The 17,185-nt window shown below is 53.1% G+C and carries 16 protein-coding genes and 1 rRNA gene; 9 read left to right on the top strand and 8 right to left on the bottom strand.

Annotation, left to right across the window (positions count from 1 at the left end; translation table 11 throughout):
* Nucleotides 1–3 precede the first annotated feature (3 nt).
* From AC6T8Q_RS04430 to AC6T8Q_RS04410, 5 genes are all read right to left on the bottom strand, one after another.
* Complete coding sequence (locus AC6T8Q_RS04430) at nucleotides 4–1,791, bottom strand: GspE/PulE family protein (protein ID WP_500677928.1); 1,788 nt, start codon at nucleotides 1,789–1,791, stop codon at nucleotides 4–6.
* The gene (locus AC6T8Q_RS04425; protein ID WP_496919328.1) at nucleotides 1,788–2,123 is read right to left on the bottom strand and encodes an STAS domain-containing protein; all 336 of its coding nucleotides are present in this window, start codon (nucleotides 2,121–2,123) and stop codon (nucleotides 1,788–1,790) included. The genes AC6T8Q_RS04430 and AC6T8Q_RS04425 overlap by 4 nt, the downstream gene beginning before the upstream one ends.
* An 8-nt stretch (nucleotides 2,124–2,131) precedes the next feature.
* Nucleotides 2,132–3,946: a PAS domain-containing sensor histidine kinase gene (locus AC6T8Q_RS04420; RefSeq protein ID WP_500677927.1), complete on the bottom strand. Its 1,815-nt coding sequence runs from the start codon at nucleotides 3,944–3,946 to the stop codon at nucleotides 2,132–2,134.
* Nucleotides 3,947–4,030: 84 nt separating this feature from the next.
* The gene (locus tag AC6T8Q_RS04415; protein WP_496919326.1) at nucleotides 4,031–4,408 is read right to left on the bottom strand and encodes a response regulator; all 378 of its coding nucleotides are present in this window, start codon (nucleotides 4,406–4,408) and stop codon (nucleotides 4,031–4,033) included.
* A 53-nt stretch (nucleotides 4,409–4,461) separates the two neighbouring features.
* Nucleotides 4,462–4,899: a type II secretion system protein gene (locus AC6T8Q_RS04410; protein WP_496919325.1), complete on the bottom strand. Its 438-nt coding sequence runs from the start codon at nucleotides 4,897–4,899 to the stop codon at nucleotides 4,462–4,464.
* A 357-nt stretch (nucleotides 4,900–5,256) separates the two neighbouring features.
* Here AC6T8Q_RS04410 and AC6T8Q_RS04405 point away from each other — a divergent pair, with 357 nt between their 5' ends.
* From AC6T8Q_RS04405 to AC6T8Q_RS04385, 5 genes are read left to right on the top strand one after another with little or no spacing between them, the layout of a single operon-like run.
* Nucleotides 5,257–6,876 carry an HD-GYP domain-containing protein gene (locus AC6T8Q_RS04405; RefSeq protein WP_500677926.1) on the top strand — a complete coding sequence of 540 codons (1,620 nt, stop codon included), beginning with the start codon at nucleotides 5,257–5,259 and terminating at the stop codon, nucleotides 6,874–6,876.
* A gap of 21 nt (nucleotides 6,877–6,897) precedes the next feature.
* Nucleotides 6,898–7,395 carry a pilus assembly FimT family protein gene (locus AC6T8Q_RS04400; RefSeq protein WP_500677925.1) on the top strand — a complete coding sequence of 166 codons (498 nt, stop codon included), beginning with the start codon at nucleotides 6,898–6,900 and terminating at the stop codon, nucleotides 7,393–7,395.
* Between the two features lie 51 nt (nucleotides 7,396–7,446).
* Complete coding sequence (locus AC6T8Q_RS04395) at nucleotides 7,447–8,502, top strand: hypothetical protein (RefSeq protein ID WP_500677924.1); 1,056 nt, start codon at nucleotides 7,447–7,449, stop codon at nucleotides 8,500–8,502.
* 3 nt (nucleotides 8,503–8,505) lie between these two features.
* Nucleotides 8,506–9,150, top strand: coding sequence for a type IV pilus modification PilV family protein (locus tag AC6T8Q_RS04390; RefSeq protein WP_500677923.1), 645 nt, complete (start codon nucleotides 8,506–8,508; stop codon nucleotides 9,148–9,150).
* Nucleotides 9,151–9,173: 23 nt separating this feature from the next.
* A complete protein-coding gene (locus AC6T8Q_RS04385; protein WP_500677922.1) occupies nucleotides 9,174–10,445 on the top strand; it encodes a hypothetical protein in 1,272 nt (423 codons plus the stop codon).
* A 2-nt stretch (nucleotides 10,446–10,447) separates the two neighbouring features.
* Here AC6T8Q_RS04385 and AC6T8Q_RS04380 read toward each other — a convergent pair whose 3' ends face one another.
* The gene (locus tag AC6T8Q_RS04380) at nucleotides 10,448–11,251 is read right to left on the bottom strand and encodes an enoyl-CoA hydratase/isomerase family protein (RefSeq protein WP_500677921.1); all 804 of its coding nucleotides are present in this window, start codon (nucleotides 11,249–11,251) and stop codon (nucleotides 10,448–10,450) included.
* A 7-nt stretch (nucleotides 11,252–11,258) separates the two neighbouring features.
* The gene (locus tag AC6T8Q_RS04375; RefSeq protein ID WP_500677920.1) at nucleotides 11,259–12,395 is read right to left on the bottom strand and encodes an acyclic terpene utilization AtuA family protein; all 1,137 of its coding nucleotides are present in this window, start codon (nucleotides 12,393–12,395) and stop codon (nucleotides 11,259–11,261) included.
* A 62-nt stretch (nucleotides 12,396–12,457) separates the two neighbouring features.
* On the opposite strand from AC6T8Q_RS04375, the gene AC6T8Q_RS04370 reads away from it, so the two are divergent.
* The 3 genes from AC6T8Q_RS04370 to AC6T8Q_RS04360 all read left to right on the top strand — a co-directional run bounded on the left by AC6T8Q_RS04370 (nucleotide 12,458) and on the right by AC6T8Q_RS04360 (nucleotide 15,656).
* Nucleotides 12,458–13,576 (top strand): formylglycine-generating enzyme family protein, encoded by a 1,119-nt coding sequence (locus tag AC6T8Q_RS04370; RefSeq protein WP_500677919.1) that lies wholly within the window; start codon nucleotides 12,458–12,460, stop codon nucleotides 13,574–13,576.
* Nucleotides 13,577–13,896: 320 nt separating this feature from the next.
* Nucleotides 13,897–14,724 carry a hypothetical protein gene (locus tag AC6T8Q_RS04365; RefSeq protein WP_500677918.1) on the top strand — a complete coding sequence of 276 codons (828 nt, stop codon included), beginning with the start codon at nucleotides 13,897–13,899 and terminating at the stop codon, nucleotides 14,722–14,724.
* 119 nt (nucleotides 14,725–14,843) lie between these two features.
* Entirely contained in the window at nucleotides 14,844–15,656 is an 813-nt protein-coding gene (locus tag AC6T8Q_RS04360) for a hypothetical protein (protein ID WP_500677917.1), read from the top strand.
* A gap of 166 nt (nucleotides 15,657–15,822) precedes the next feature.
* Here the strand turns inward: AC6T8Q_RS04360 and aroH are convergent, their stop codons facing one another.
* Nucleotides 15,823–16,248 (bottom strand): chorismate mutase, encoded by a 426-nt coding sequence (gene aroH, locus AC6T8Q_RS04355; RefSeq protein ID WP_500677916.1) that lies wholly within the window; start codon nucleotides 16,246–16,248, stop codon nucleotides 15,823–15,825.
* A gap of 548 nt (nucleotides 16,249–16,796) precedes the next feature.
* Between aroH and AC6T8Q_RS04350 the strand changes: the two genes are divergently transcribed.
* Nucleotides 16,797–17,185: ribosomal RNA gene (locus AC6T8Q_RS04350) — 16S ribosomal RNA — on the top strand; the annotation flags it as partial.

Below are 17,185 nucleotides of genomic sequence, written 5' to 3'. Positions count from 1 at the left end.
GCGTTATTCGACGAACGCCACGCGGGCCACTTCCTCGAGGCTGGTTTTCTCTTTTTCTGCCAGTTGCAAGCCGCATTGCAGCAAGTCGGGAAGCTGTTCTTTGCGGAACCATTCCCGCACGGTTTCCAAGGACGCCTCTTCACCGATCAACTTCCGCAACTCGGCATTCGACGGTAGTACTTCGTAGATACCAATCCGGCCTTGAAAGCCCGTGTCGAAGCATTCACGACATCCGGTGCCGCGAGAAAAGCTCCGTCGCTTGTCGCCGTGATAGTGCAAGGCTTCCAGATATTCAGCACTCGGAAAGTAAGACGTTTGACAATGCGGGCAGATGGTGCGCACAAGCCGCTGGGCGATCACACCCACCAGGGCAGCGGCGAGCTTGTAGCTTTCGATTCCCATGTCGGTCATACGTGTAATCGCACTCACGCTGTCGTTGGTGTGCAACGTGCTAAGCACCAAGTGGCCGGTAAGTGCCGCCTGGACGGCAACTTTGGCCGTTTCGGCATCGCGGATTTCACCGACCATGATCACGTCGGGGTCTTGGCGGAGAATCGAGCGAAGTGCGGTGGCAAAACTCACGTTTCGTCCCGAATCGACCTGCACCTGGTTGACCAATTCGATCTGATATTCGACCGGGTCTTCGACAGTGACGATGTTGTGGTGGACCGACTTAATCAGTTCGAGCGCGGAATACAGAGTCGTCGTTTTTCCGCTACCCGTGGGACCTGTGACCAGGACCAAACCGTAAGGCTTTTTCAGCAGGTCTTTGACCATCGAAAGCGTGTTAGGCGGAATGCCCAAACGGTCCAAATTAAACGTAAGCCGCTGTTTGTCGAGCACGCGAATCACGATCTTTTCGCCGAGCACCGTGGGCAAAGTCGACACGCGCAAGTCGACTTCCTTGCCATCGGCAACGACCTGACAACGGCCGTCCTGCGGCGTGCGTTGCTCGGCGATATCAAGTTTCGACATCACTTTGATACGAGAAACAATGGCCGGGAAAATATCACGGCGGGGACGCAACATTTCGATCAATTGGCCGTCGATACGGAAACGGACCGTGCCGAATTTGCGGTTGGGTTCGATGTGAATATCGCTCGCCTGCTTGCGGATGGCTTGCAGGATGAGGTAGTTCACCAGGTTGATCACCGGACTGCCGTCGACCAAGTTATGGACCGAGGCCACATCCATTTCCGAAGCATCGACTTGCAACTCGACGGCCGACTCGTCCATGTCGGCGGTCACCGTGTCGACATGGAACCCGTCTTCATAAGCCCGCTGGAGAATGCGGCTGATGGACGCGCGGAACGCAAAGACGGGTCGAACGTCGTAACCTGTAAGCCGTTCGACGCAATCGATTGTGTCGAGATTTGTCGGGTCGTCGGTGGCAACCACCAGTTCATTGCGAACGCGAAACAAAGCCAGCACGCCCAAGCGTTCGGCGACCGGTCGCGGAATGATCTGCACGGCCTCGGGATCGAGAATGCCTTCGCGGAGTCGCACGCCCACCACACCGATTTGGGTTTCGACGAATGGAAGGAGTTGCTCTTCACTGGCAAACCCAAGTTCCAGCAACGATTCGCCGAGCTTTTGGCCTTTCTCGACTTGATTCTTGAGGGCGGCTTCGAGTTCTTCCTCGCGAATCAAGTCGGCACTGAGCAGACGCTGGCCCAGCGGACCGCGCGTGGTCAGCACGTCGATCTGGCGATCGCTGGGGTCCAATCCCAACGGTACGGTCAGATCTTGCAGCGGTTCTTTCTTTTGGTCGACGACCGTGATCGTGCTCATTGAACGAAGCTCCTCACGGCAGCCTTTTCATCAGCAAAGACCTCAAATTGTTGGGCCAGCCCACTCACACGCAAGATGTCGTTTGTCAGCGGGGTGAGCGATGCCAATTTGACCGTCCCACCGCGTTGGGCCACGAGATCGCGGACATCGAGCAACGCTTCGAGCCCGATGCTATCCAAGAGAGGCACATCATGCAGATTCAACACCAGCATGGGCAAACCATCGGGCAAGCAATGTTGTACGGTTTCCATGAGTTCACCCACGTATTCCCCTTTCAGAGGAACGTTGGGAACGATCACTTCGACGGCGCCTTGCGATTTGACGGCAAACATGATGCTTATCACTCCACCGGAATTGTGATCGTAAAGGTGCTGCCTTGATTGAGAATGCTCTCGACGGTGATCTCACCGCCGTGCATCCGTACGACTTCGCAAGCGAGCGACAATCCCAAACCGGTGCCCGTTTCGTTTTGTACGCGCGGATCACTGCTGCGGAAAAATTTCTCGAAGACTTTAGATACTTCCTCGGGAGCAATCCCGACACCCGTGTCTTCCACGTCGACTTGCATGAGGGAATTGTCGAGTTTGACGCGCAAAGTCACGCGGCCGCCGTTGGGGGTGTACTTGGCGGCGTTACCCAACAGGTTCACAAGCACGGCGATGAACTTGTCCTTGTCCAGCCGCACCTCTGGCATCTTCTCCGGCAGTTCGGCCGTGAAGGTGATGCTCTTTTGCTGCATCACGGGATCGACTTTTTCGAGCACTTCTTCCAGCAATCGTGCGGTTTCGACCTTTTGCTTGTCGATGCTCAACGAACCCATTTCCATGCTGCTGATGCTGAGCAGATCGTCGACAAAGCGTGCCAGTCGAGTCACTTCGCTGTTGATGATGTTGCAGAACTCTTTTTGTTCTTCAACGTCGATCTCGTCGCAGGTGACCATTGTCTCGGCGTAAGCCTTGATATTCGACAACGGTGTGCGCAGCTCGTGTGTGGCCGTGTCGATGAACTGATCGCGCATCTTTTCGGCGAGCTTTTGCTGTGTGATATCACGCAGGCACCACACCTGACCTTGAATGCGAGGATTCTTGACCGGCTGCCTAGAGACACGCAGCACGCGGTCGGCATGCTCACCATGACGGTGCAATTCGCACACCGCTGGTCGCGAGGCCAACTGCGGATCAAGCAGCGGCGCGGCTTCGGTCGTGTCGTCGCTGGGGCACAACCACTTTTGCATTTCGGTTCCCTCGGGAACGGTTTCGCCCAGCAACGAGGCCACCGCGCGATTTACGAAAGTTATGCGGCCTTCCATATCGGTGACCGCCACGCCTTCCGGCAGATTTTGCAAGATGTCGGCGTGCTGACTTTCGCGACGCGAGGAGGTCGCCGCCTGGAGACGTTGTTCGAGCGATTGGTTCTCCGGGTTTTCTTGGAGACGAGCCAACGCTTCGACAATGCGATTCCAGCCTAATGAGAACGTGTCATGCACGGGAACTGTTGTGAGCTCGACGCTGGCTTCCTGTGGTAATTCAGCCAGATGTTGGATTTGCTTGCTGATTTCCGAAATCGGTGATGTGACACGGCCAAGCACGACCGCACCCAGAGCGACGACCGCGAGCGGAATCAGAATAGCGATCGGCGCCAAGCGAGCGACCTCGCTAAAAGTGCACCAAAGACTTGGTTCCGACACGGCGACTCTGAGCGAACCGAACGGCTGCCCGTGAGCCATAAGGGTTACGCGATACTCTTGATGCGTCTTGCCAGCTTCGTCAGTAAATCGCACCCCGGTGATGCTCCCCCAACGGAGATGGCTGCCTTCATGTTCTTGAACTTTTTGCCCAATGAACTGGGGATTGCTATGGGCAAGGAATTTGCCTGTGGGGGACTCAATCGAACAATAATGGGCACGAAATTCGGACTTCGCCTGCGAGACCAACGACTGCAAGTTGGTCAAACCACCGCGAATGTATTCGACTTCGAGCGCGGCAGTGAGCTTCCCCAGACGAGATAAGCTGGAATTAACGCCCCGCGTGTTAAGAACGCTGTGAGACGTGACGAGCACACCTACCGAAAGCCATGCCACTGCAATAACGCAGAATAGCAGATAGTAGGCAACCACTCTGCGGGGCAAACCCAGATTGGGACGGCGAAAAAACATGATTGGTCTGCGTTGGAAACACGGTCGGTGAATGCCTAGGGCTTTGCCAAAGATCCAATATCAAGAGCTGTCAAAGCCCTCGAGTTAGACGTACGTGTTGAGCAAGTCCTCAACCGCGCGGACCACCGCCGCGGGGCTAAAGGGCTTGGAAAACACGCCGCTGATTCCCAGCTCCTCGCGCAAGCGCGGGAGCTCTAATTCCAATCCCTTGGCCGTCAACAAAATGATCGGACAATCCTGATAGCCGGGCAGCTTACGCAATTCACTACACAACTCGATACCCGTCAGTTCCGGCATTTGTTGGTCGGTCACGACCACGTCGAACTGCATCAACTGGGCGGCTTCGAGCGCTAATCGTCCGTTCCTGGCGGTTTGAGTTTCAAAGCCCGCCCGGTCCAGGGCGAACTGTGTCACTCTGGCCAAGGCCAGGTTATCGTCGACGATTAGCGCTTTCTTTGCCATGTGTTGCCGATTCTTAGGTGGTCAATTCTTTCGATTCAAACTGCGAGCGTTTCTTATAGATCGCTGTATTGACCGGAACCAGAAGGAGTTGCATCTGTACTATTGCTGATGAATTCGCCCGTGGTTGGGTTGTACATCCAACCAGTTGTTCCATCTGGCACCAAAGGATCAGCACTCGATGGCTTCACCAAGTTGTCTTGTGAGCCAACAGGGCTGTCTGGAAAATCCCCACGAACGTAATCACTCATAAATTCGTGAAAATTACCCGCTCCCGTGCCGTCGCCCGTGCAGGCGGGAAATTGACCGCCATTGTCGGCGGCATACAGCTCGATTCCGTCACGCACGATGGACAGCGTTTGCCGCGTGCCATTTTCGGTAGCCAAGCCCGACGTGGAGAACAGCTTGGGAGCTCCCACGCCAGCCAGAATGCCGAGAATCAAAATCACGACAACAAGTTCGATCAAAGTGAAACCATTACGGCGTCGAGACATTTTGCAGCCCTCTTACAAAGTAGTAGAGACGATATCGATATTGAGCATTCCTTAAAAATGGTAGCTCGCTCTCAACAAAGAGTTCCGTTTTTCAAGATTCTTACAACGAAAAACTTGACGGACTAGAAAATAGATAGCTTGCGAACGATACATGATGCATACGGTTTTCCGAATCACAAAGCCAACTATCCGCTACATCACTCACAGACCCTACCCACCGTCTGGCAGGGACCGGAAATACCGCAAGGACTGTTTACTAAGCTATTCTTCTCAGTAGTCACGTCAAACGACTGATGTGCTTTTGCCACATGGGTTGGGTGAGCGTGCTCATGTATTGAAATGATTGAGGAAGCGAAGATGACGACTCCCTTAGCCAATCCCGACGTGGAACAATTCCGCCGCGTAAAAAGCATCGTGGAGTTAGAGAATACGCTCGAAATCCAATTCGATGTGTGGGCTCGCGTGGATGGTTCGTGGGAGTTGTTAACTGACGACGATTCATCGAAGTATGAGGCGGTTCTTGAAAACGAGATTCTTGAAAATGCCTGGAAGTCGCAACAACCGTCGATCGAAGAAACAGACTCCGGTCACTATCTCATAGTCATTCCCAAACGCGATTTGAATCGCCGCCAGAGTTTTGCTTTGACATGTCTCGTAGAGACAGATAATCCCAAAGTGCTGCTTTACGCCTTGCAACAAAACGAACAAGTTAGCCAGCATGAAGAAGAGTTGGGACGGCTCCGCGAAGAGAACTCAGCGTTCTTGCGGCAGGTGAGCGAAGACTTCGAGGAACTCACTTTTTTGCGTTCGATGGCCGAGCACTTGACGCTTGAAGAAAGCAATCAGGCACTTACGCGGTTGACCGATTATACACTGTCGCTACTGGGCCAGATCGTGGGCGTCGAGCACTTGTACTTCCTTGATGGCCGCGAAGATCAGCCCCACGTCAAAGCCGCATGGAGTGAAACGGCGAGCGAAATCCCTGCGTTTGAGCCCTGGCAACTCGAATCACTTACACGGGATCTTTCGCAAGTCATGGGTGACCGACCGTTGGTGCGCAACTCGATCAATCCAGAAGATTTGGGCTATGGCCTGACTGGCATTAAAGAACTGGCGATCGTGCCGGTTTCGTCGACCATTGCCCAGATTGGTTGGCTGCTGGCAATCAATCGCAGCGGACGGCAAGCTGCCCTGTGTGCCGAGGTGGGTTGGAAATTAAGCCAACACGAACTAGGCACCCGTGAGGCATCGCTGCTCTGTACCGCCGCGGCGATGTTGGCGTCCCATGCCAACAACTTGGCGTTGCTGGAAGAACGCGAAAATTTGCTCGTGAGCGTGGTGCGAACGCTTGTTTCCGCCGTTGATTCGCGTGATCCGTATACATGTGGTCATAGTGAACGAGTGGCGTTGTATGCCAAGCGACTTGCCCAAGAAATTGGACTCGCCGACGACGAATGCGAAAAAATTTACCTGACCGGCCTGCTGCACGACTTGGGCAAAATCGGTATCAGCGATTCGGTTTTGAAAAAATGCGGCCCGCTTACTGATGAAGAGTTTGCCGAGATTCAGCAGCATCCCGATCTGGGCTGGGCGATCCTGCAAGAACTCGAGCAGTTTGCCTATGTCCTGCCAGGCGTGCTTCATCATCACGAGCGTTACGATGGCAAAGGCTATCCCGACAATCTTCAAGGCGAGGAGACGCCGCTAGAAGGTCGGCTGTTGGCCGTGGTGGATTCGTTCGATGCGATGACTTCGGACCGCCCCTATCGTGCAGGTATGCCCGTCGAGAAAGCCATCGAAATTCTCGGCGATGGCGCGGGAACTCAATGGGACTCACGGTTGATCGATGCGTTCCTGCGTATCCTGCCGGAAATCATGGAGATTCGCGGCGAGTATCGTCGGCCACCGTTGCCAAGCCGCAAGTCCTCCGCTGCGAATGCCTGGCAATTGAGCCTTGCTGGCAGCGCCGCTGAATAACTTTGCGATGAGGGAAGTTTTATGTCCCCGTCGAACGTTGGCAAATCGTGGCGGCTCGCGAATCAAGAATCTGTGCGGCACGCGTTTACGTTGATCGAACTGATGATCGTACTTTTAATCGTGGCCATTATGGCGGCAGTGGCGGCCCCCAAATATGCAGAAAGCTTGTCCAGCTTCCGGCTGCAAGGCATCTCGCAACGGATCGCCGCCGATATCCGCCAAGCCCGTCGTTATGCTCAGCAAAACAGCTCAATACAAACGATCAATTTTGACGTCGCGACGAATTCCTACACGCTCACTGGAATCAATGATGTCGACAGACGTTCGCAGAACTACCAGTTTTCGCTTGCCAGTCCCGAATATGAATGCGAATTGGTTTCCGCGAATTTCAATAGCACGGCAATCTTGAGCTTCGACATTTACGGCCGGCCCGTGAACGCCGGAACGATTGTCGTGCGTTGTGGCAACTTGACTCAAACCCTCAACGTCGATGAATTGGGCCAAGCCACGGTTTTGTAGTAACGCTTGATGAACAGAAACGGTTTAACACTGCTTGAGTTAGTCGTTGCCATGGCCTCCAGCGTCATTTTGGTCGCTGGCTTGGCGGGTTCGCTGTACATCTCGAGTCAGGCCCTTCCGACCGCGGACAATCCAGCACGGCAATCAGCCCAAGCCGCAACCATCATTCGCGATATGATGGCTGACGTGGGGATGGCACTCTCATTCACGGAACGAACCGATAAGGCGATGACGTTCACGGTACCCGATCGCGATGGCGACAACGCCCCCGAAACGATTCGCTATGCGTGGTCAGGGACCGCAGGCGATCCGCTCACCTATCAATACAACGCGGGCAGCGTCATCAACATTGCGGCGAACGTTCAAAACTTCAATCTGGAAGGTGTCACACGGTTGATGGAAGCCGAGGCCATGTCGGCACCTGTGGCGGCGAATGTCGTTTTTGAAAGCTTCGAAGAACGCAAATTAACATCCGGCACAACTGCCGCAGTAACAAAACCCGCCGGAACGCTGGAAGGCGACCTACTGATTGCGGCCGTCTCGTTGGATGGAGAAGCACGTAGTTCTTTGAATGCGCCCAGTGGCTGGACTTTGATATACAAAGGTCCGGGCAGTCACATTTCGGGAAATGCGGCTCAAACATTTGGCGTCTGGTGGAAACTTGCGTCAAGTTCCGAACCATCAAACTATCCATTCACCTGGACCAGTAGTCGGCAATCTTATTCGTGGGTCATGCGTTTTACTGGCCACGACGCTAACTCAAATAGCACAATTCATGGCTTTGCAGTCGATTCCGTCGGTGGAACCTTAGGAGTTTTGACGCCGCTATCGCCGGCTGTCACGACAACCGTACCAAATGCCATGATTCTCCGACTGGGGGGGTTCGACAGTAGTCGCTTCGCATTGACCGACGTGCCCGGACTTTTAGGCCATACCGTGATTACAGCGGACGGGAGTAGTGGCTCCACCCTGAGCAGCAGTTCGGGTGCGGCGGCCTACATGGTGCAGTCAACACCGGGGACTTCCGGCACTTCGCTGTTTGTACTCACGGGCACCGAGCAATACACCTCAGTGACAATTGCCATTGCGCCCGAGCAAACGGAGTAGTGAATGCCCCAACTTAATTTGTTACGCAATCGATCAAGGCGTGCATTGACTTTGCTCGAAGTCGTCGTGGCCACACTGGTCACGGGCGCCATGCTGGTCGCGGCACTCGAATCCGTGGGTGCTGTTTTTCATACGAATCGGCAAAACGCCGACCGGCTGCGCGGCATGAGTTTAACCCATGAACTAATGGCCGAGATCATGGCGATGCCCTACAAAAATCCCACGGCCACAACCAGCCTTCTCGGCACGGAAAGTGGCGAATCGACTGCTAATCGAGCCACCTTTGATGACGTCGACGACTACAACGGCTTGAATGTTGTGGGGCTGCGAACCAAAAGTGGTACCATTCGGCCAGTTTTCGCCGGTTGGCGTACACAGGCCCAAGTCGAATGGATCGAGGTATCCACAGGACTGGTTTGGATCTTGGGCGACACGGGACTCAAGCGTATCACAGTGACCGTGACATCCCCTACGGGTGATGCCACGCAACTCGTGGGTTACCGTTTCCAGGAAGGAGTACTGGAAAAGTCCCCCGCTGTGGATACTTCGGCTGTGACTTGGATCGGTGCGGAGCTTCAGCTGGGGCCTGATTCAAATCCCTCCCGAATGGGTGTGAATCTCCTGAACCATACCCCCGACGCAGAATAAGCATGAATCGCAATTTCACAACAATGCGAAAAAGCCGAGCGGGGAGCGTGTACGTCGCGGTCCTTGGCGTAGCCATCATCGTGGCGGTGATTGGGATTTCGTCGGTTCACGTTGCACGAGTGGAAACGCGGCAAGCGGTGGCGCTCGACGAAATGGCAAGGGCCCGTCTTGCAGCCATTTCGGGCGTGGAATGCGTTCTAGCGAAAATCAAAAGCGACCCTCAATGGCGAGAAAACTACAGTAACGGAGCCACCAATGTTGTCGGCAATCTCACAGCTGCGCTTGGCCTTTCGGGCATGAGCAGCCAATCCTTCGATTTCACTTTGACGGATACCGACGGCGACCTCGACGATGATGATGAAGATACAGTGACCATTCGCTGCGTTGGCACCGCGGGTAATGCACGGCATGTGATCGAGGTCATGTTGCAACCCAACGGCGAAGGATTGAGTTGTTTGGGAGCATCGCTCCACGCCGGGGGGGACATAGTTCCACAAGGAAGTATCACTACGAATCAGGTCATTAGCTCGAACAGCAATATCAACGCGACCAACGGTAGTGCTGCCGTGACAGGCAATGCCCAGGCCGTGGGAACAGTTTCAGGCAACGTATCCGGCACACGAACGAACGGCATGAATCCCGCGCTGGAAATGCCGGATCCCGACAGCGTGTTTGAGTATTACATCGCCAACGGCACCCCAATTAATATCTGGCAGTTGCCGGGACAAAAAATCGAACAGGTCGTCTTAAGTTCGACAAATAATCCCTACGGCTCAAAAATTCCCAATGCTCAGGGGATCTATGTCATAAACTGTTATGGCTACAAAGTTACTCTGCTGGACTGTCGCATCCAAGGTACGCTTGTCTTTCTCAATGCATCAGCTGGAATCGAGATTGAGAAAAGTATCGTTTGGCAGCCGGCTGTAACGAATTTTCCCGCCTTGATGGTCGAGGGGGACGTTGTCATGAAATGGGAACAAAACATCACCTTAAAAGAATCCCTTTTGGGCGTGAATTTCAATCCTAGTCACACGCCATATCAGAATGGCTCGGATTCGGACATGAGCGATAATTATCCCAGCACGATTTCGGGCATCGTCTACATTTCCGATGATCTCGTCACCGATAAACAAACCAAAATCGAAGGCTCGCTCATTGTGGGAGACGACGTGTCGACACAAGGTTCGTTAACCCTACTGTACAAGTCGACCTATTTCTTGAACGCGCCGCCCGGGTTTGCTTCGGGGACGGAAATGGAATTGGCTCCCGGGACGTGGAAGCAAGCCGCTTATTGACGTTATTTCCATTCGGGTTTGCGCTGGGCAAGAAAAGCCGCGATTCCTTCTTGGGCGGCCTCGGTGGTAAAAGCCGTGGCTTGCATCACGGCTCCCGCGGTAAGCTGTGTTTCGAGTTGCTCGCCAATCGTTTCGTTGAGCAGTCGCTTGGTGAGTTGCAAGGCCTCGGGGGCTCCTTCAGCACATTCCCGCGCGATTTCGACTGCACGAGCCCAGATTTTGTCCGAGGCCACGACTTCGTGAAAAATTCCCAAACGTACCGCTTCCTGTGATGAAATTGTTGCAGACGATAGCAACAAACGGGCCGCGTGCCCGGCACTTAGCCTGTGGCAAACGAGCGGAGCAACAACGCCAGCCACCAATCCGCGGCGAGGATCGGGCAGGCCGAATGTCGCCTCGGGGGCCGCTACGACGATATCGCTCGCCATCACGAGACCAACTCCGCTCGACAAGGCTGGCCCATTCACAGCAGCGATGATCGGCTTAGTGAGTTCCAGCATACGAAGCAGCAAATCGCGATAGTCGGCGGCATCTTCTCCCCAACGATCTTCGGAATCAGCCCAATCCGCACGCTGTTGTGAGGAATCGCTAATTTCTTCGAGATCGGGACCACTGCAGAAAGACTCCCCTGCCCCGGTGAGAATGATCGCTCGGACGCGCTTTTCGCGATAGAGATCGTCGAACGCCTCGGTCAACTGATGGACCATCACACGTACGAGGGCATTGCCATGATCCGGACGGTTGAGAATAACCGTGCCGACTTCGCCTGTAATTTTGACTTCCACCAAGGAACTTTGCATATACATCGCAGTCTCACAACCATTCACGTGCCGGGCGGGTCTCCACCGCCAGAGTCGTTTCATCGCGTGGTATCGGGTGCCACTGAGTTTCCTGAATCATTTCGATAGTTGGGCGCGGCTCGACGATGGCGCCCCAGCCGTTCCCGCTCAAGAAGAATTCTATCGCAGATAAGACTTGCTGGCATTCTGCCATGTTTGCCCCTCGGAAGGAAAGTTTTTCCAGATATTCATGCGGGTCCGATCCATCGGTAGATGCATACGACTTCAAACTGAATTTTTCTGACGATATTTCTTGTTCGCAAAACTGCGACAGTTGTGCATGCTGGTCACCATGGGTCGAAATCAAGCTTTCGAGCTGATAACCTCGATCAACAGTCAGTCTGAGATTCCACGCACCGGAGTGCGACTCAACTTCGACATTGGAAATGGTCATGCCTCCACGGCTTGGCGTCAGTTCCAAATGGCTATAATCACAAGCTAAATCTGCGTGTCGAACTCTTCCTAATTTCTGGACAAAACTAAGTTGGCTATTTGCAGTAGATTCAATTCTGATTGTTCGTTCGGAAAACGTCTCCGCCACAACTTCTGAAAACTGACTCGCGGCGGCAAGATGGCCAAGTTGGCGAATGTCTTCCCAAGTGCAAAACCCTTCGCTAACGCCTGCTGCGAGAAACGGAGCGGTTGGATCATAGTCACCGCACACGACAATCCGAGCCCCTTCGGCCAGTGACGTGGCAATCGGCCCCGCGCCGATTTCGACCTGGGCCGCAAGAACATTATGATCATTGTTTATAAGGTCGGGGGGAACGAACTGTTCCAGGGAGTTTATTAAATTACTGCCGCGAATCGCAGCAATCGGCATGTCGACACTGCCATGTTCCGCCAGAAACTCGGCCAACGCTTCCATGAGTGCCACCACATGATCTGCACCGGCGTTAGTGACGACTTGAAGCGTTGGGCTTAAATACAAGGCTTTATGGATATCCCGCCAATAGGACCTGAAGTCACCAGCAAATATGCTAGACGTAGGCTTTGTTTGCTCAGAGCACCGCGAAAAATCCAACTGCAGAAAATCTATGTCGTTCTGGGTCAGACAGTCTCCCAGACGGGTCGTATAATCGTTGGGTAAAGTGAATCGAATCAGCTTCATCTGTTAGGCCTGCCGATCGCCAGGCTTTCCTTAGCTTTGCTTTCTACAATCCGAGATTGTCCATGAATCACGTTGATAAGCCAACCGCGTTCAGAAACCCCTATTTCGCTGCGTTATTCGCAGGTGGACTATTGTTGGGAATTTTTCTGGGGGTTTATAAGTTTGGCTTTGCTTCTCGTAACGAACTAGTACAAGCCGCCCCAACAGCGACGCTCGCCGCGCAAACAGAAGCTAAGAAAGCACCTCCGGGAATGGTCTGGATTCCTGGTGGCGATTTTCAGATGGGTACCAATTCGGAAATCGGCTGGCCCGATGAACGCCCCGCTCACAAAGTGCGGGTGAGCGGTTTTTTTCTCGATGAAACCGAAGTTACAAACGCGCAGTTTGCGAAATTCGTGAAAGAAACCGGCTACGTCACCACGGCAGAGAAAGCTCCTACGCTGGAAGAAATCATGAGCCAAGTTCCACCCGGCACTCCTCCGCCGTCTGAGGACATGCTGGTGGCAGCTTCGATGGTTTTCTCACCTCCCAAAGCTAAAGTGCCTCTCGACGACTTCAGCCAATGGTGGCAATGGGTCGAGGGTGCCGATTGGCGGCATCCCGAAGGACCGGGAAGTTCGATCAAAGGGCGCGAAGATCATCCCGTGGTCCACATTTCTTGGTTTGACGCCGAGGCCTATGCCAAATGGGCGGGAAAGCGGTTGCCCACGGAGGCTGAGTGGGAATACGCCGCGCGGGGCGGGCTTAAACAACAAGATTTCACTTGGGGCAACAAACCGCCGACTGACAAATTTATCATGGCCAATATCTGGCAAGGTGAATTCCCACAAAACAACACAGAGATCGATGGCTTTGCCAGGACAGCTCCCGTCAAATCTTTTCCGGTCAATGGCTTCGGTCTCTACGACACGGCGGGCAATGTGTGGGAGTGGTGCGACGATTGGTATGACCGCGATTTGCATCCGCGATTGGCCGCCGCAGAATTGGTCGTGGACCCCAAAAGCCCTGAAAAGACGAACGATCCTCAACAACCGTTCGCCAAGCTGAAAGTGCAAAAAGGTGGGTCATTTTTATGCCACGAGTCGTATTGCTTGAGGTATCGGCCTAGTGCTCGCCACGGAGGGGCGCCGGACACGGGCATGTCTCATGTGGGTTTTCGCTGTGCGCAAAGTGCTGAATGACCCTCCCGCGCCCGATTTGTCCCACCTATCGGCAATTTTTATCTATCACCCCCCTCCTTCCGGTGGGTAAGAAGCGTTATCTGGAGAAATTCGAAAGAAAATTCGGTCCTGTTGATTGACACGGTATTGACTGCTGGTACATTCACGAGAGTTGGAGCAGATTCTGCGGTTTTCTGCCGAACTGCGAATTCGCTAACTTATCGGTGCAGTTGCTACTTCGTAATGGGGTGACTGCAAGATCGCATCTTGTCTAACGTATACGATCGATCGGTCATTAAAATCAGCATTAGATAAGCACACCTTTTGAGAGGGGTCCGCTAATGTTAGGGAAAATCGCTGCGGCTTTAAGCAGCACATACTCACCCTTATTCTTTCTTTCTCTTGGCATAGCCTCTACCTGTCTAACGGTAGGGACCGTCTTTGCTACTCCGATCAATCGTGGCACTTTTGTCGGCGACACTGTTATCTACGTCGATGTCACTGAAGATAGTGCGACTGACCCCTCCTTGATCACTCCTGGCCCTCTTGGTGGTCTCTTTGGCGAGCCTACGATTGCTGGCGATTCACTCGACTTTAATCCGAAGAATTTTGCGGCTTTTGCTTCAGGTGCTGGCGGAACCGACCATACAGATGCCAATTTGCAGTTCATGGTTGAGGCTAAACCCGGCAAGGGCATTAGCGGACTCGGCCTTTCTGAGGCCGGAGATACCACAATTGCTGGCTTCACCAACGATGCTTTCACTGCGGTGACAGCCACTATTTTCGTTGAAATTAATGAGCTCAATGGTGTTGCGATCAGCCCTATTAATGTTCCTGGAACTTCAATGACTTTCACTCCTTCGGCTGGTGATTACCAGCTGAGCGTGGATGGGTCGGGTCCGGGTAAGCTACACATTCGATTTAGCGGTAGCGTCTTCATTGACTTAGGCCCCTATGTGCCATTTGGTGCAACCGCAACGAAAATCAGTGTCAGTCTCGACAACACGTTAGTAGCTTTGTCAGAAGCCGGAACAACCGCTTTTATTCAGAAAAAAGACTTTGATGGCATCAGTGTGACCATTGATACGTTCAATGTTCCCGAGCCAGCAACAATTTCGCTATGCCTTCTGATTGCCGGGGCATTAAGCGTGACTAGACGCCTTGCATAAGTTGACCTTTTGACCCTATGTGGGTGAGGTCCTTTACAATTAGAAGTTATACATCAAGGATTCTCGACAGGAATGTCGAGGTTTCGAAGGACACTACTTCAGAAAGTGCAGCAAGTATCATGAAGAAGAATACAGCAAACGTGTCCCGGATCTTGCCAGGGGCCAAATTTGGCATGTTTGCCTTTGCCTTGCTCGTTTTACAAGTCAGTTTCGCGTCGGCCACCCCCATCAATCGTGGCTCATTTGTCGGCACCAATGTGATTTACGCCGATGTGATTGAGGACAGTGCCACCGACCCCGCCTTAGTTCAACCCGGTCCATTAGGAGGTCTCTTCGGCGAGCCCACCGTCTCTGGGGACTCTTTGGATTTCAACCCCAAAGGCTTCGCTGCGACTGCGACGAATGGTGGTGTTGATCAAACGGATTCCAATCTGCAATTTATGGTTGTCGCCAAACCTGGCAAAGCCGTCAGTTCCATTGCTTTCACAGAAAGAGGCGATACCACGCTATCAGGATTTAGTGGAGACGCTTTTACTTCGGTGTCGGCAACTATCTTCGTGGAAATTAGTGAAGTCGACGGCGTGCCCGCGGATATTAATATCCCTTCTGTCTCGATGCTTTTCACGCCTTCCGGCGGCACTTATTTACTTTCAGTAGATGGCAGTGGTCCCCTCTATCAAACTGACTGGCAGGGCTCTGCATTTATCGACATCGGGCCATTTCTGCCCGTCGGAGCCAATGCAACCAAGGTTTCTGTAAGTTTGGATAACACTCTGATTGCTTTATCGCAAACAGGCACCACCGCATTTATCCAAAAGAAGGATTTCGATGGCGTGACAATTACCGTTGAAACCAACGATATTCCCGAGCCAACTAGCATTGCTCTCGCGGTGCTGTGCCTTAGCTTGATGACTACTCAACGCCGCCGTTAGTAATAGGTAAAGTGGCTGGCGAATTAAACGAATAAACGAGAGCGGCCGACAAATTCTTGTCGGCCGCTTTTTTGTTTACTTGCAGCTTCAATGCCGGCAGAACTTCCTAGATGCGATATGATCTACTCTGCCGCCTAAAGCAAGGCCGCCTGGAACAAGATTGGCGCTAGTTACCGCACTTCATTTTTTCTCTAATCCAGGTCTCTAGTTCCTCGAGGTCCACCGGCGGTAGCGACTGGATATCTGGACGCAAGCGCTTCGCTTCACGCTCGTAGACGTGCTTAATCTCGGTTTGAGGCTTGTCGGTGTTCCAGTGGATCAGAATTCTCACGCAGAGCGGCAAGCTCCCTGGAACGGCCATCTCGTGCCCACAGAGCAGCGGCACGTCGGACAGGCCCAATTGCCGAGCTGCCAGAGCCGGGAATTCGGCATCGATGTCGGGCGTGGTGGTAAAAATGGCGCTAGCAACATCCGCCGCTTCGATGCCGTTTTGCCGCAACATCAGCGCCAGCAACTGGCGAGTCGCTTTCAAGAGCTCCTCGCGATCGTTTTTCTCAACCGTGGTCGCGCCGCGAACACCTCGACAAGCCATTTTTGCATCCTGATATTGCGATTAGCGGGAAACTGCGTCGTTACAGACAAGATCGGCCAACGAGACTCAGCTTAGTCTGGCGATTCACGAAAGTTAAGCTGTCAGGTTTGTTTCGATAAATTCATAAGCTGATGAAACAACCTTCAACTCGGCATAGTCGTAAAACTCCCTTGTTTTGCTGCACTTTCTGCGTCGAGCTAAAAATATTTGAAAGTTATTTTGTGACCTGTTGACAGCTAACAGTCGATTGGTAGAATCACGAGTCTCACATGCAATCGCAGGCATCGCCTGGGAAACCCATGAGAGACCTTTCAGGCGGTTATTAGCTTGAAAGTAATTTTGCTCTTTGACAATTCGGTAAGTGACTTCTATTCAATTTCTGAAGACCGCAAGGTCTTCGAGAGTTGTTTGCCAGCACAAGATTGTACATGCAACACTGCGGATTAATTCCCCGCAACTGTTGTTTTCAAACGCTGAAAATTAAGGCTCTTAAACTTGCCTAGCCCCGATTCATCGAATCGCACGGCGACAGCGAGCTAAGTATACATTAATTGAAGGGTTTGATCCTGGCTCAGAATGAACGTTGGCGGCATGGATTAGGCATGCAAGTCGAGCGAGAAGAGTTTTGAAGCTTGCTTTGAAACTCGGAAAGCGGCGAAAGGGAGAGTAACGAGTAGTTATCTACCCCAAGGCCCGGAATAGCTGCGGGAAACTGCAGGTAATGCCGGATAATATCCCCGGATCAAAGGTGTGATTCCGCCTTGGGAGGAGACTGCTTTGTACTAGCTTGTTGGTAGGGTAATGGCCTACCAAGGCTACGATGCATAGCGGGCGTGAGAGCGTGGCCCGTCTCACTGGGACTGAAACACTGCCCAGACACCTACGGGTGGCTGCAGTCGAGAATCTTCGGCAATGGGCGAAAGCCTGACCGAGCAAT

Source organism: Bythopirellula sp., assembly GCF_041737835.1.
Lineage (GTDB): Bacteria > Planctomycetota > Planctomycetia > Pirellulales > Lacipirellulaceae > Bythopirellula.
Note: the sequence above shows the minus strand (reverse complement) of the source record. Positions and strands in the feature narration are given on the sequence as shown.